The organism is Mucilaginibacter sp. PAMB04168 (assembly GCF_039634365.2).
GTDB lineage: Bacteria > Bacteroidota > Bacteroidia > Sphingobacteriales > Sphingobacteriaceae > Mucilaginibacter.
Map to the genome: position 1 here is coordinate 4250079 of NZ_CP155079.2, position 16703 is coordinate 4266781.

The window sequence follows — 16703 nt, forward strand, 5'->3', positions numbered from 1 at the left end:
TCCTTCCGGATATCGTACTATACTTTGATGTATGTTATGCGTTATGTTAATTGGTAAGATAGCAAATGTATTGCCCTGAGCCTATTATTGTTTATACAATATATGCAAGGAATTATAACATCTTACCATCAAGCAATAGCATGCTGTTAAAATATATGCTAAGAAGGTAGCCAAGTATGTTTATTATTTGGCTATCTCAATGGCACAAAAAAAGCCGCCCGTAATTGGGGCGGCTTTAGTACCTTTTTCCTGATTCGTATTATGCGGTATAAAGCCAATCAAAGGAAGTATCGTATTTTAATATAGTTATACCCAATGGCGGCAAGGTCAGCAACAGCGAATGTTGTTTACCATGCATAGGAATGGGGTAAGTTTCCAAATTACCCGAATTAAGTACGTCGCTACCGCCATAACTCAGGTTATCCGAGTTAAGTATCTCTTGGTATACACCCAATTGTGGCACACCAATACGATAATTGTGCCTTACTACTGGTGTAAAGTTTGCTACAAACAGCAGTCTGTCTTGTTCATTAAAACCCTTACGCACCCATGATAGCACACTATTTACACTATCATTCATATCAATCCACTCAAAGCCATCGGGCGAGTAACTGTTTTCATAAAAAGCAGGATACTGCTTGTATAGTGTGTTTAGCTGTTTAAGCCACTGCTGTACACCCTTGTGCAGCGGATCATGTGTTTCGTGCCAGTCCATGCTGTAATCATGCGCCCACTCATGTCGCTGAGCGAAATCACCGCCCATGAAGATCATTTTTGCTCCTGGGTGTCCGTACATGTAGCCGTAAAGCAATCTGAGGTTGGCAAACTGCTGCCAGTTATCACCCGGCATTTTGTTAATTAATGAATGCTTGCCGTACACCACTTCATCATGTGAAAGCGGCAGCACAAATTTTTCGGTAAAGGCATAAACCAAGCTAAAAGTTAATTGGCCCTGGTGATAGCTACGGTACAAAGGCTCATTTTCAAAATAGCTTAAGGTATCATGCATCCAGCCCATCATCCACTTCAAATCAAACCCTAAGCCACCCCAGCTGGTTGGTTGGGTAACGCCTGGCCATGCGGTCGATTCTTCGGCAATGGTAATTACATCAGGGTGATGTTGATGAACCGCGTCATTAAATTCCTGTAGGAAGCTGATAGCCTCCAGGTTCTCCCGCCCACCATGTTCATTAGGTATCCACTCCCCTTCTTTGCGAGAGTAATCTAAATAAAGCATTGAAGCTACGGCGTCAACACGTAAACCATCTATATGATATTTATCAAGCCAATACAGGGCATTTGATATTAAGAATGCTCTAACCTCGTTACGGCAAAAATTGAATATTAAACTTTTCCAATCGGGATGAAAACCCTTCCGAGGATCGGCATACTCATACAGGTGGGTGCCGTCAAAATAGCCCAGGCCATGTTCATCAGTAGGAAAATGCGATGGAACCCAATCCAGTATTACACCAATACCGGCCTGATGCAACTGGTCAATCAGATACATGAAATCCTGTGCATTGCCGTACCGACTTGATGGTGCAAAGTAGCCGGTTAACTGGTAACCCCAGGAGCCATAGAATGGATGCTCCATAACGGGCATGAACTCCACATGCGTAAAATTCATGTCCTTACAATATGCAGTCAACTCAACGGCCATTTCCCTATAGGTCATAAACCGGCTTTCGGGATCGAGCACACGGCGCCATGAACCCAAATGCACTTCGTAAACAGATAACGGCTTTTGTAATGGCTTTGACTGGTGCCTGCTGGTCATCCATTGCTCATCGGCCCAGGCATAGCTTAAATCGGAAGTTATGGTGGCCGTATGCGGAGGCGTTTCCCAATGATAAGCGTATGGGTCGCCTTTTTCTACCTTATAACCGTTGTGCGATTCGATAAAGTATTTATAACACTCGCCCACTGCCACTTCCGGAATAAAAAGCTCCCATATACCCGAATGGTCCCAGCGTACATGCATGGCATGTGCGTTGCGGTTCCAGCCGTTAAAGTTACCAATTACCGATACATTTTTGGCGTTAGGTGCCCAGACGGCAAAGTAAGTACCTGTTTGACCCAAGTGCTGTACCTGATGCGAACCTAACTTGTTGTATAGCTGATAATGCTTACCCGCTTTAAACAAGCTTATATCAAACTCGCTGAATAACGAGAACCATGGTAATGTTTCTTGTGTAGGGGCGGTATCTTCCACTGTATATTCCATGCTTATACTATTGTTGCTCCTGCGAGTCTGTTTTTCATTACTATTGATTTAATGCCTCTTAAAGGCACTACCACCCAGTCGGGCCGGTTATTAAGCTCATAGTTTAACTCATACACTGCTTTTTGCAGCAGGAAGGTTTGTAACATGATCTCCAGATCTTCAACTTGTTTTGGCACAAAGGATGAACCTTTAACGGTGTCGAGGTACGATCTCATGAAGAAGCCCGACATGTAATGATACCATTGTTCCACATGCGGAATCAACTGCTCAATATCTTCAGGCCTGATCTGATTATCCAAGAACAAACTGCCAAATGCCGCATAATGGAAGGACCGTATCATGCCCGCCACATCACGTAATGGCGAATACTTTAATCTGCGCTCGCTGTAACTACGTGCCGGTTCGCCTTCAAAGTCTAGTATAATAAAATCCTTTCCGGTAAACAGCACTTGCCCCAGGTGGTAATCACCATGTATGCGTATCTTGGTTACATCAATCTTGCGGCTGTATATCTTTTTAAGGATAGTTAGTATCTCTTCTTTCATGCCGAGTACCTCTTCGGCCTCTTTCCGCACACTGTCAGGCAACTTTTTCAAATTTCTGCTAAGGCTTTGGAATGCTACTCTTACAGCAGATTGCAGTCCCGAAAATAAAGAACGCTGGTAATGCAAAGAGTACTCCTCTGGCTTAAATGCCGGATTGTTTTGCTCTGATGCCAAAGCCAGGTGCATTTCACCGGTCCTTTCGCCTAATAGCCTAACCTGTTCTGCTACGGCTGCATCAAACTTAGCCTTTAGCGTTTCGGGAATTTGCTCGTAAGCTACGGGCTGTGTTAAACTGCCAACTACTTCAACATTGGTTTGGTTAGGGTTGGTATTAGTAAGTAATTCGTCGTTGTAGTCATTCAAACGATCGAGCATGTACTCCCAGCTATCACTGTTGGCTTTTACAATTTCCTGCATCATACCCAAAACCATGGTACCTTTGCCAAAATCCCATTCAATGGCGCCTACAAAACCCGGGATATTTTTGAACTGAGCCTCGTTACTCAAAAACTTGGTCAGTTCCATATCGGGGTTAATGGCCCTGTCAACCTTACGGTAAATTTTAAGATAAAAAGCGTTATCGTAAGTGATGGAAGTATTGCTTTGCTCAGCCGAAAGCATTTTCGGCTTAGTTTCCGGATGCTCGGTTATGTGCGCTTTTAATTCGCGGTTGCCGCTAAATACCAATTCGCCGCGCGATTGTGGTATAGTATGACGATGGCCCATATTAGTTATAATGGCCTGCTGAAAATCAATGCCGTATATCGCGTCGTACAATACCCCTTCCTCTCCATTAACAGTAACATTAGCTATAATGGCCTGCGGATATTCGGTTTGCAGCTTACGCGCCTGCTGATCTGTAGCAAAAGCAACCGATAATTGGTATAGGTCTGGTAGCCCCTCGCGGTAAGCCACTTCCATTAACAAGGTGTAAGCACTGCCTTCTGCAAGGGGAATATTAGCTGCATCAACAATGGCTACAGTTTCCATTCCACGCGCCTTGCCGCCAAACCACCGCATACGCATGAGGTATTCTGGCAGTATGGCGTTGCTTAATCCCTCAAACACTTCACGGCTAATCAGATCTTTCCAGCGCTGCAGGGTAAGGTTACGTAATTGCTGATCTTCCCCTATTTCGGGATTGACCTTTTCTAAAACAAAAGCCTGCGTACCGTATGAACCAAGCGTTACAAAGTATGGTGCATCCTCTTTAATAATAGGGAAACGGTTACGGCTCAATATCTCAACCGGAACATAGCCTTTATACTCGGCCAGTTCCAGCTCAAGCGGCTGTGGAAAACGCGACAGGTTACAGATAATGAGCATGGTTTGATCCTCATAAGTACGGGTAAAGGCCAATACTTTTGAGTTTTCGCTCTGTACAAACTTCATATCACCCCGACTGAAGGCTTTGTACTTTTTGCGTGTAGCAATTATACGCTTCATCCACCATAGTAACGATGATGTGTTACGTGATTGCAGATCGACGTTTACTGCTTCATAATGAAACTGCGGATCCAGGATCATTGGCAGGTACAAACGTTGCGGGTTTGCTTCTGAGAAACCGCCATTACGATCGGAATCCCATTGCATAGGGGTACGTACACCATCGCGGTCGCCCAGGTAAAAATTGTCGCCCATGCCTATTTCATCGCCATAATACATCACCGGTGTACCTGGGAGTGAAAACAACAGCACGTTTAACAACTCTATCTTCCGGCGGTTATTTTCCAGCAGTGGCGCCAGGCGGTGCCTTATACCTAAGTTAATACGGGCTTTGGGATCTTTAACATATACTTTGTACATGTAATCGCGTTCTTCATCAGTCACCATCTCCAGTGTCAGCTCATCATGGTTACGCAGAAATATTGCCCATTGACAGGTATTGGGTATTTCGGGGGTTTGGTCAAAAATATCGGTAATAGGATATTTGTCTTCCATTTGTAAGGCCATAAACATACGCGGCATTACAGGGAAGTGATAATTCATCTGACACTCATCACCATCACCAAAGTAGGCGGCCGAATCTTCCGGCCACATATTAGCCTCGGCTAATAACAAAGTGCCCGGATAACGGTCATCTATATATTTACGAAGGCTTTTTAGAAAATCGTGTGTCTCAGGAAGGTTTTCACAATTGGTGCCGTCGCGCTCAAATAAATAAGGTACGGCATCGAGCCTGAAGCCGTCTACACCCATTTTACACCAGTAATCCAATATCTTAAATATTTCCTGCTGTACCTGCGGGTTATCGTAGTTCAGATCCGGCTGGTGATGAAAGAAACGGTGCCAGTAGTATTGTTGCGCCACAGGGTCCCAGGTCCAGTTCGAGGCTTCGTAATCCTGAAATATAATACGGGCATCTTTAAATTGCTGCGGATCATCGGTCCAAACGTAATAATTACGCTTATCAGAACCCTTAGGCGCTTTACGCGCACGCTGAAACCAAGGGTGCTGATCGGAGGTGTGATTAATAACAAGCTCAGTAATCACCTTTAACCCCCTTTTATGGGCCTCCTTTAAAAACAGCCTGAATTCTTTTATATCACCGTATGAAGGGTTGATGTTATAGTAGTCAGAAATATCGTACCCATCATCACGTAAAGGCGATGGGTAAAAGGGTAGCAGCCAAATGGCAGTTATACCTAAATCCTGCAGGTAATCCAGCTTTTCCATAAGGCCTTTAAAATCGCCTATACCGTCGCAGTTACCATCGCGGAACGCCTTAATATGCAGTTCGTAAATGATGGCATCTTTATACCAGTGTAATTTGTCGTCTAATTGGTTTATATCCTGAGGCATGGTTAGTAAATTTTTTCAACTTTAAAAATGTGGGCAGGCATTTGGTACGGGTTCAGTTCCACGTAATTGTAATCGCCGGTCCATTGATAGGTGCTACCGCTTAAAAGGTCGGTTACCTGGTAAGGCTCATCATAACCAATACCCAGTTTGGGTAGAGGTATTTTTACATGTGCGCCCTGTGTGTTAAATACATCAAGATTTACAGCTATAACGAGGTTATTATGGGTTGCCTTGTCAGTTTTAACGTAACAGATAATCTGTTCGTTACTGGTAGTGGCAAACTCGATGTTCCAGGTGGTTTGCAATGCAGGGTTTTGTTTCCGGATGCGGTTTACACGGGTAATGATATCGCCTATGCGGGTATACTGGTTCCAGTCCCAATTCTTGATCTCGTATTTTTCGTTATCAATGTATTCTTCCTTAGCACCATGAGGCGCATTGATACCAAACTCATAAACCGGGCCGTATAAGCCATAATTGGATGAAAGCGTTGCTGCCAGAATAACCCGCGTAATATGGGCATTGTCGCCACCTTGCGTTAAGGCCGGTGGCAGGATGTCAGGCGTATTGGGCCAAAAGTTAGGACGGTAGAAATACCGCATTTCTGTTTTGGTCAGTTCCGTTAGATACTCTTCCAATTCTTGCTTGGTGTTACGCCAGGTAAAGTAACTGTAAGATTGATTGAACCCTGCTTTGCCTAACCGCTCCATAATACGAGGACGGGTAAAGGCTTCGGCCAAAAAGATAACTTCAGGATTTTTTGTCCGTACTTCGCTAATCATCCACTGCCAAAAACCAAACGCCTTGGTGTGCGGATTATCAATACGAAATACCCGTATACCGGCATCTACCCAGTAATCGATCACGCTTTTTAGCTCTTGCCATAAATTCTCCCAATCTTCGGTTTCGAAGTTAAAGGGTAGTATATCTTCATATTTTTTAGGCGGATTTTCGGCATACTGTACGGTACCATCAGGCCGCCACTTAAACCACTGCGGGTGTTCTTTCACATATGGGTGATCGGGTGCACACTGGTAAGCAATATCCATGGCAATTTCAATACCCAGCTTTTCTGCTTCCTTAATTAAGTTTTTAAAATCTTTTAAAGTTCCCAGCTGCGGATGAATGGCTTTGTGGCCGCCCAAACGGTTACCTATTGCCCAGGGCGATCCCGGATCATCAGGTCCGGCGGTTAAGGAATTGTTCTTGCCCTTACGGTTCTTCTCTCCTATTGGATGAATAGGCGGAAAGTAAAGCACGTCAAAACCCATTTTGGCTACCCGTGGCAGAAGCCTTACCACATCTTTAAACGTACCATGCTTTCCGGGCCCATCAGCAGCCGAACGGGGGAACAATTCATACCAAGTACTAAAAGCGGCTTTAAGACGCTCAACCTCTATACGGTAAGTAACCGGGAATTGCGTAATCAATTCGGGGTGCCGGTGCTTGTACATCACACCAGCTATATCGGGGCTTAAAGCCAATGCAACTGCTTCTTTCGGATCTGCAAGCTGCTTAATTTGACTAGCCCAAGATAATAGCGACGCTTTATCATCAACGTTATGAGCAGCAGCTTCTTCCAGTAATTCGATACCTATTAGCAGCTCCACAGCTATATCCTGCCCTGCGTCAAACTTCTTTTTTAAACCTTTTTTCCAGGTGGTATAATCGTCTACCCAACCTTCAATCTTAAAATCATAAAACCCCAGCTTTTCAGTTTTTAAGATGGCCTCCCAGTGGTCGTTTATCACAAAGGTCATGGGAATTTCAGACCATGCTGTATCATCTGCGTGTTTAATATAGGCACTGGCAGCAATTTCATCATGGCCATCACTAAAAATATCGGCAGATAAGGTGACGTCTTCATTCACTACAACTTTGGCAGGAAATCGTCCTTCCTCAACACGGGGAGATATGTTGGTAATGATAACTCTTTTTTGGCCGCTCGATTGGATCATTAACTTGTATTTTATGTATGGCTTGGCTACTTGTACTGTAACCGAAGGTACTTTAATAGTTTCCGTATATGCTAACCTATGAGCTGCATAAAATGTTTAAAAGATCATGAAATTAGGACTATTAAGATTCACAAATAAGAAATATGCTAATAATAGCGAAGACGATTCAAATCTCCTCAAGAGTGTACTTAAACTCTAAGTGCTAGATTTTCTGCTGTTTAAATACGATAATAATAGCCAACGTTCAAATTGTTTGAAAAATCTGAAAAAAGTGGCGTTTTCTGTAAACCATTTCTCATCACAGATTGTTAACTAATCATTAACCACAACGATCATTCTAACTACTGACCCCCGTCATTCATTATAATGATTTGTTTCACTGACCATTATGGTCGAAGCAACTGCATGAAAAACATTTTATTATTAAACGATTTTTCGCCTGAGGCAGCGCATGCGCTTGCTTATGGCCAAATGCTGGCCGCCCACCTGCAAGTAAATTTGCTGGTATGGGATATAGATGAACCCAAAAAAGCAACAACTGCAAAAGTATTGGTTCATGTTGCCGCTAAAAATTCTACTATCCACCGCCCTACGTCTGCTGCAACATCCAAAAGCGTGCAACACTCGCCTGTACCAGCTACAAACGCAAAAACTTTGCAGCTTATGGAAACGGTAAACAAAACGGTACACGAAATTGTGCTTGAGCAGAATGTGCAACTAATAATTAAAGGCACTAAAAGTATTTTTTCGCAAGTAGATGAATTTGCTTCACGGGTTTTATGCACTACTTATTGCCCGGTGTTGCTTGTACCCAAGGATGCCGCGTTTAGGCCATTAAAACGTATGGTGTACATGGCCGATTTGAGATACTGCCGTTACCAGATAAGCAGTTATCTAAGAAGTATGGCGCATGTATTTAAATCGAGTTACAGCATAGCGCACATTTCGGCTTCGGGTTTGCCTGAGCCTGAGGAAAACTACGCTATATCTCTTTTTCAAAAAATAGCAGGACGCAGAAACGACGGTATAAAGATTACTTTTAATCACATTAAAGAAAGAAATGTTAAAAAGGCTGCCGACGTTTTAATAAACACTATGCATAACGATTTAATTGCTATGGCTTATCGCCGCTTCCACTTTAAGTCGCTTACCGATCAGCAAGTTCAGGTGGCCGGAACAGACGCCTTGCCTGTGCCTTTGTTATTGTTTCCTTCATAAGCAAAGCTATAATCAAAAAAGCCCTTGCATGTTTATGCAAGGGCTTTTTTGATTATAGCAGTTTTTCAATACGCTTCTTTAACAAAGTCATTCAACGTTATCAGGTTCTGTACAGCAGCGCCCATGGTGTTGTTAAAGTAAGCATAAACGGTTTTGCCGTCCTCCAGCCATTCTTTTACGTAAGAGGCATACTCACTTAAAAAATCGTCGGTGTAACTGCCTCTATACCCACCCTCGGGGCCATGAAAACGTAGATAAACAAAATCAGCCTCCCCTACCTCTAATGGCGCCGCCGATGCTGGCATATCATGCAACACCATACTAGCCTTGTACTGATCTAACAGTTCAAAAACAGTATCATTATACCATGACTTGTTCCTGAACTCTACTGCCACGTGCCACGACTCGTTAGGATCGGCGAGCCTTATTTGCGATAAAATACCGGTAAGTGTTACTATACTAATGGTTACACTGGGCGGGAACTGGATAAGCAAACTGCCTTTCTTTTCGCCTGCATGATTAACAATATGCATAAAACGGTCAATGTTCTCCGGATCAAAGACCCTCCCTTTACAGTGCGTTACTTCCTGCCAAAGCTTAAAAGTAAATTTGAAATTATCGGGCACTTCTGTCGCCCATCGCTCAATAGTACGTGCCAGGGGCAATTTATAAAAGGTACTATTTATCTCTACACTATTAAACAGGGAGCCGTAATAGCATAACCGGCTCTTGCTTTTAAACTCCTCAGGAAAACATTCTTTATTAGGTACTGGCAACACCACATTGCTGGTGCCTGCATAAAATGGAACGGAGTTAATAAAGCTCATGATTTTTCTGTTACCTGTAAGTAACAAGTTTGCCGTAATGTTGTTCAAGGGTCTCCATACGGCTTATCCAATAGTGTGCTTAATAGTTACCACATTTCCAATCTCATCAAGCGCCTTTCAAATTGAAGTTAGCGTAATTGATTAGAAGTATTTTTGTAAAATTTTTGTAGCAAATTCATTAATGCTTAATTAGACTAATTGTGCATAACAAACATTTCTTCCACTTAGTCTATAATTTCTATAGGTTTGCTAAGCAGTAACTTGCCGTTCAGATCTTATGGAACGCCTTGTGAGGCAAATCTGCTTTCAACCTAACCCCCGTCCTATAACTTTAAGGCGTTACTTTCGTATACCAATTTTTACCTTATAAATGAGCAAATTATACAATTTTGTATTATTACTTCTTGCTGTCTACTTTGCTCATCTAACCGGTGTATATGCACAACAATCGCAAATAAGCTTAACTACATTAAATAGTTACAACGGCTTATCACAAAATACCATAAATTGCTGCTTTAAAGACCGTTATGGGTTCATGTGGTTTGGCACACAGGATGGTTTGAATAAATATGACGGTTATAACGTAACTGTATACAAGCACCACAGTAAGGATAAAAAAACATTGCCGGCTAATCACATCACTTCTTTGGGTGAAGATGCAGACGGAAATTTGTGGATAGGGACACGCTTAGGAGGACTTAGTAAGTATGACCGCTCACTCGACTCTTTTGTTAATTATAAGTACGCCTCAGCCAACCCCTACTCGCTCAGCAATAATACCGTTAATTGCATATATAAAGACAAAAGCGCCAACTTATGGATAGGTACCGAAAACGGCCTTAATCTATTTAATAAAAAAGCAAATAATTTCAAGCATTTCCTGCCTAGTGCAAATGAATCGGCAACCATCAGTCATGCAAATGTGTATGCTGTTTTTGAAGGGGCTGATAAACAGCTTTGGGTTGGCACCGCCAACGGTTTAAACCTGCTTAACAAGCGCACACATCGCTTTGAGCGAATTTTAGATACAGGCGCCAATCGGCAATCGGGTCACCAATTAATTTATGTTATAGCCGAAGATGTTAAACATAATTTATGGATGGGTACTGGTGCAGGCCTAAAGGTGCTTAACCGACAAAAGAAAACGTTCACCTACTATGCAACAGAACCAGACCACAACTCTGTTGACGGCACCAATCCGGTATTTTGTATTGCCAAAGCCAATGGTAATCAATTTTGGTTGGGGACGAATACGACGTTGCAGCTGTTTGATGCAAACTCGAGAAGGTTATTACCCGTAAGTGATAGAACTGCTGACAACAACCTAATGCCCAATGATGCCGTTTATTCTCTTTTGCAGGATAATACAGGCACTTTATGGATAGGTACATCAAGCCAGGGCATACTTAAGTATGATAAACATCTGACTATATTTCCATTTTACAGATCTGCCCTGGGCAGCATTCCATCAGCCAAAAACATTATCCGGTCGGTAGCTGAAGATAAAGCAGGGAATCTATACCTGGCGACTGATGCAGGACTGGAGTATTTTGACTTTACCAAAAAGAACTCCTTATTATATCAGCACAAAAGTAATTCTAGTAACAGCCTGTCTAGTAATTATACCACCGATGTATTAGTTACCCGTGATAACAAAGGCGTATGGATTGGTACATCGAGCAGTGGTCTTGATTATTTGGACCTTAAGTCGGGGAAATTTAAACACTATTCAACCGGCAACGGCCCGCAGCAGTTAAATTGCGGTTCCATTTGCATGCTAATGGAAGACAAAGAGGGCAATATATGGGTAGCTACCAATTACGGTGGCGTAAACGTGTTTAATACAAAAACTCAAACATTCATCAAAATTACCCATAACCCTAAAAACCCTAATAGTTTATGTGATAATGTGGTGCAAACACTATACGAAGATCATTTGGGTAACATTTGGATCGGCGGTTATTCTAATGGGATAAGTATTTATAATCGAAGCTCAAAATCATTTTCGCACCTTAATACGCGCAACAGCAACCTAAACAGCGATGTAATCAGCGATTTTTATGAGGACCCGAAGGGCAATATGTGGGTAGCTACAATGGAAGGCGGCTTAAATTGCTACAATGCTCGGACTAAAAGATTCACAGCTCTAACAGAGGAGCGGGGGTTGATTGATAACACCGTCAATTCAGTTTTGGGAGATATGCATGGTTTTTTATGGCTAAGCACAAACCAGGGCATTACCCGTTTTGATCCTGTTAAAAATACGCTTAAAAGCTTTGGTCTCTATAACGGCCTAAACAGTTTAGAATTTAATATTGGTTCGGGCATTACCATGCGCAATGGCAATTTGGTTATGGGTAGCATCAACGGCTTTACCATTATTAACCCCAACACCATCCCCTTTAATGCCAACAAGCCAATTGTTGTGCTATCAGGCTTTGATCTCTTTAACAAGCCGGTTAAAATCGGTGATAAGAAATCACCTTTAAAGCGTTCCATAATATCGTCTAATCAGATAGAGCTCAATTACAGGCAATCAGTTTTTAGTATTCATTTTGCTGCACTTAATTACACCGTTCCTGAAAAGAACCAGTATGCCTATATGCTCGAAGGTTTCGATAAAGAATGGCGGCAGGCAGGCAGTTTACGACGGGCTACCTATACTAATTTGGACCCTGGCACCTACACTTTTAGGGTTAAAGCAGCTAATAATGATGGTGTTTGGAACAATACTCCCACAACACTTACTATCATTATTAAACCGCCGTATTGGAAAACGTGGTGGTTCCGCACTTTAGCTATAATGTTTGTTATTGGTTTAAGTTATGCCTTGTACCGGCAACGGGTAAGCTTTCTGCATCAGCAAAGGATTCAGTTAAAAAAACAGGTAAGACAACGCACGCGGGAGATCAGGAAACAGTCGGAAGAGTTGAAGATGTTGAACAATGATCTGCAGTCGCAGGCTGAAGAGTTACAGGTACAGTCTGAGGAATTACAGGCCCAGTCTGAAGAACTACAATCGCAAGCGGAAGAGCTGTTGTCTAAAACCAACACCCTCGAAGCGCTTAATGACCAGCTGAAAGCACAAAAAGATCAGGAAGAAAGAGCAAGGGTAATGGCCGAACAGGCCAAATTGGAAGCAGATAAAGCTAATAAAGCAAAGAGTACATTCCTGGCTACTATGAGCCATGAAATCCGGACGCCCATGAACGGTGTTTTAGGAATGGCCTCTCTGTTATCAGAAACAGAACTGGATACAGAGCAGCGTGAATACACAGAGGCTATACTGAATAGTGGTGAAGCCTTGTTGAATGTCATTAATGATGTGCTCGATTTCTCAAAAATTGAATCGGGTAATATGGAACTCGACCCGCACGATTTTGAGCTACGCAAATGCGTTGAGGATGTTTTAGATTTATTTAGCTCCAAGATTGCCGAAACCGGTATAGACCTATTATATCATATAGCAGATGATATACCGCAGCATATCTATACAGATAGCTTCAGGTTACGCCAGGTGCTCATAAATTTGGTGGGTAACGCCGTAAAGTTTACGCACAAGGGTGAGGTGTATGTTGACATATCTAAAGAAAAGACCAGCGGAGATTGCATTACCCTGCGCTTCGACGTACGTGACACGGGGATTGGCATACCAGAGCATCAACTTAAAAATCTTTTCCAAGCCTTTAACCAGATTGACTCATCCGTTACACGTAGATATGGCGGCTCGGGCTTAGGCTTGGCTATATGTGAGCGGCTGGTAAAACTTTTAAGCGGCACCATACAGGTAAAAAGCAAGGCAGGTGAGGGTAGTGCGTTTACATTTACTTTAACTTGTAAAGAAGGCGTTAAGCCTCATAGTAATGCTACTGATACCGATACGGCACTTTGTGCAGGCAAAAAGGTTGTTATTATTGATGATAACGCCACCAATCTGCGTATTTTACAAACGCAGTTGCACAAGCGTAAAATGATGGTAAATGCAGTTTCATCGGGCAAAGATGCTTTAGATCTGCTACGCAGCAAACCTGACATTGACCTAATCATCACCGACATGCAAATGCCTGATATGGATGGCATTAGCCTGAGCAAACATATCAGAGACATTAATCAAAGTACCCCTATTATCTTGCTCAGTTCAACCGGCGACCACAGAAGCAATGCACCAAAAGACTTATTTTCCTCTATATTAACAAAGCCTGTAAAGCAGCAACATTTATTTGAGGTTGTTGAGTCGGCATTGAAACATAACCCTGATGTTCATGATGGCAAGAAAAAGAACATCCTGTCGGAACACTTTGCAGCCACCTATCCTTTCAGTATACTGGTTGCCGAAGACAATTTAATGAACCAAAAACTCATCTTGAGAGTACTGCACAAGCTTGGTTACGAGCCAGACCTGGCTAATGATGGCAGGGAGGTACTTGAAAAAATGCGTGAAACTACGTATGATATTATATTAATGGACGTTCAAATGCCACACCTGGATGGTTTGGAAGCTACCCGACAAATAAGGCAGTTGTATGGAAGCAAACCTGCAATTTTAGCTATGACTGCCAATGCGCTAAGCGAAGATAAAGACAGCTGTTTTATAGCCGGTATGGATGGCTACCTCTCTAAGCCAATTAATTTGGAACTGTTAGTAAGTGAGTTAAAAGAAATGTATCTCAAAATTCAGTCCTGACAGCTTTAACACAATTTTCACTACTAAAATCAATCTTATTAGCAATCTCTACTTATTTCATGAAGCCTTTACTAACTGCAATTGCGGTAATACTTTTAAATTCTTTTGTCAACGCCCAAGATCAAAAAGGTTTAATATCAGGTAAAATCACCGATGCTCAAAACCAGCCGTTATCCTATGTTGTGTTATCGCTAAAAGGTACACCTTATGAAACTACCACCAACGAAAAGGGCAACTATCTCTTAAAAGTCCCTACGGGTAGATACACCGTTTTAGCCAAGCTCATGGGTTATTTACCAGTGGAGCGGAATATAGATGTGACTGAAGGCAAGTCTATCAATATACCTTTTACCCTACTGCGCGATAGCGGCCTGTTAAAGGAGGTTATTGTATCAGGTGTAAAAGTAAAAAGTGCTACTGCAACACGCATGGTTACACAAATACAGGATATACCACAAGCTATAACAGTAATTGGGCAAAAAACCATTAACCAGCAAGCAGCTTTTGATTTACCTACCATTACCCGCAATATAAGCGGACTAAATTTTACCGGCAGCTATGCTGGTACCGGCTCCTCGCAGTTCTTTAATGCCCGTGGCTTTGATTTAAATGATGCGCAGAATTACAGGCTTAACGGGTCAATGATATGGAACTGGGGTAATAACTATACCGATAATATTGAGCAGGTGGAGTTTTTAAAGGGGCCCACGTCAATCCTCTTTGGTGATGTTGCCCCCGGTGGTGTGCTAAACTTTGTAACCAAAAAACCATTGGCTACCTTCATGGCCGATTTAAATTTCAAAACAGGCTCCTGGGGACTTTTAAGGCCAGCTTTAGACATAACCGGTCCACTCAATAGCGCACGCTCACTTCGCTTCCGTTTAAATACATCTTTTGAACGCAGCGACAGTTTCAGGGACTTTGTATCATCTGAACGCGCATTTATTGCACCTGCCCTGGCGTGGGATATTACGCCCAGGCTGTCTGTAAACGTAGAAGCTGTATTCAAAAAATCTAAGTCTACAGATGATGCTGGACTAGTGTCTCCTGATGGCACCATTGAAGGTTTGAAGAGGCTAAGCTCGTCACTGTACCTGGGCGAACCATCGCGTAAATATTTATATAATGATCAAAGTTATTTAACTACCATTAGTTACGAACTGGGTAAAACATGGCGCTTAAAGGCTACCGGCTTTTACGGCCACAGCACAAACCGCCCGTTCGGTATGTGGTTTGACCAGCCCGATGAAAACGGAGATTTTCAGCGCCGGGAATATGATTTCTATCAAAAAGCCAACAACGGCACAGTATCTGCCGATGTAAACGGCACTTTTTATACCGGAACACTAAAGCATAACTTATTAGTGGGCTTTGAATATCAATCTACTCATTACCGTTACACGTACGCCGGCGCGTTAATCCCTTTTGATATAAATAATATTTACGCACCTGTTTACGGCATAACGCCAAGCCCCGAGCCTGCAACATTTCCTTACCGCCCCTACGAGTCAATAATAGCGCGGTCGGGTATCTATTTACAGGATCAGGTAATGCTTTTCAATGAAAAGCTGCATCTCCTTTTAGGGTTGCGCGCCGGAAAAACACGGCAAGGCAACCACTATTACCAGGATGAACTGCCCGGAACGGTGTATGAGGGTTATACTGATAATATTATCTCCAAAAACGTATTAACGCCACGTGTGGGTTTAGTTTATAAGCCGCAACCCTGGATCTCGTATTACGGTTCTTACTCCAAGGGCTTCGAGATAAACTCACCTGATATTTTTGCGACAAACTTTGAACAATATGCCACACCACCTGCTACCAGCAGTACCCAGGTCGAATTTGGCACCAAAGCAACCCTGCTTAACAACAGCCTGGGAGTAACGCTCAGTATTTACGAAATAAACAAGCATAACCCATACGGCTATGTGTACCTTGATGCGGTTAATCCTAATTACGATGAATATAACGTTTACTACCAGGGGCATCATCGCAGCCGCGGAGTAGAGCTGGATATGGATGGTAAACTGTCTCCAGCATTGTCAATAACGGCCGGCGCGGCCTATACGCAAACCCGGGTAATTGAAGACCCAGGCTATCCTACCGGAAACAGGCTGCCCAATGCACCTAAGTACACTGCTAACGGTTGGTTAAATTATGAGCCTGTGAAGTTGCTTAAGGGATTCAACTTTGGCGCCGGCGTGTTCTATAAAGACAGCTTCTTTTCCAGTTTAACCAATGATGCTAATTTAAAGATACCAGCCAGTTATACCGTCGATGTTGCAGCGGGCTACAAATTTAAACAGATTAGTGCCCAGTTAAATGTAATGAATTTAACCAACCAGGTAAGCTATCTTAATCCGTGGCAGTTTAACCTGTTTGATGTAAGGCCCCTCAGGCAGTTTGTGGTTACTTTAAATTACCGGATATCTAAATAAA

7 protein-coding genes are annotated in these 16703 nt (G+C 42.7%); 3 read left to right on the top strand and 4 right to left on the bottom strand.

From position 1 onward, the window contains the following. Nucleotides 1–259 precede the first annotated feature (259 nt). The 3 genes from glgB to ABDD94_RS18105 are packed head-to-tail and all read right to left on the bottom strand — an operon-like array spanning nt 260 to nt 7532. Nucleotides 260–2227 carry a 1,4-alpha-glucan branching protein GlgB gene (gene glgB / locus ABDD94_RS18095; RefSeq protein WP_345953407.1) on the bottom strand — a complete coding sequence of 656 codons (1968 nt, stop codon included), beginning with the start codon at nt 2225–2227 and terminating at the stop codon, nt 260–262. 2 nt (nt 2228–2229) lie between these two features. Next, the gene (gene treS / locus ABDD94_RS18100; protein ID WP_345953408.1) at nt 2230–5574 is read right to left on the bottom strand and encodes a maltose alpha-D-glucosyltransferase; all 3345 of its coding nucleotides are present in this window, start codon (nt 5572–5574) and stop codon (nt 2230–2232) included. A gap of 2 nt (nt 5575–5576) precedes the next feature. Continuing rightward, complete coding sequence (locus ABDD94_RS18105; protein ID WP_345953409.1) at nt 5577–7532, bottom strand: alpha-1,4-glucan--maltose-1-phosphate maltosyltransferase; 1956 nt, start codon at nt 7530–7532, stop codon at nt 5577–5579. Nucleotides 7533–7937: 405 nt separating this feature from the next. Here ABDD94_RS18105 and ABDD94_RS18110 point away from each other — a divergent pair, with 405 nt between their 5' ends. Next, nucleotides 7938–8750: a universal stress protein gene (locus ABDD94_RS18110; RefSeq protein ID WP_345953410.1), complete on the top strand. Its 813-nt coding sequence runs from the start codon at nt 7938–7940 to the stop codon at nt 8748–8750. A 65-nt stretch (nt 8751–8815) separates the two neighbouring features. Here the strand turns inward: ABDD94_RS18110 and ABDD94_RS18115 are convergent, their stop codons facing one another. Continuing rightward, the gene (locus ABDD94_RS18115) at nt 8816–9577 is read right to left on the bottom strand and encodes a DUF72 domain-containing protein (RefSeq protein WP_345953411.1); all 762 of its coding nucleotides are present in this window, start codon (nt 9575–9577) and stop codon (nt 8816–8818) included. Between the two features lie 370 nt (nt 9578–9947). Here ABDD94_RS18115 and ABDD94_RS18120 point away from each other — a divergent pair, with 370 nt between their 5' ends. Together ABDD94_RS18120 and ABDD94_RS18125 are read left to right on the top strand one after the other, a co-directional pair. Next, nucleotides 9948–14261 carry a two-component regulator propeller domain-containing protein gene (locus tag ABDD94_RS18120; protein WP_345953412.1) on the top strand — a complete coding sequence of 1438 codons (4314 nt, stop codon included), beginning with the start codon at nt 9948–9950 and terminating at the stop codon, nt 14259–14261. A 59-nt stretch (nt 14262–14320) separates the two neighbouring features. Then, nucleotides 14321–16702, top strand: coding sequence for a TonB-dependent receptor (locus ABDD94_RS18125; RefSeq protein WP_345953413.1), 2382 nt, complete (start codon nt 14321–14323; stop codon nt 16700–16702). The last annotated feature ends 1 nt before the right edge of the window (nt 16703 follow it).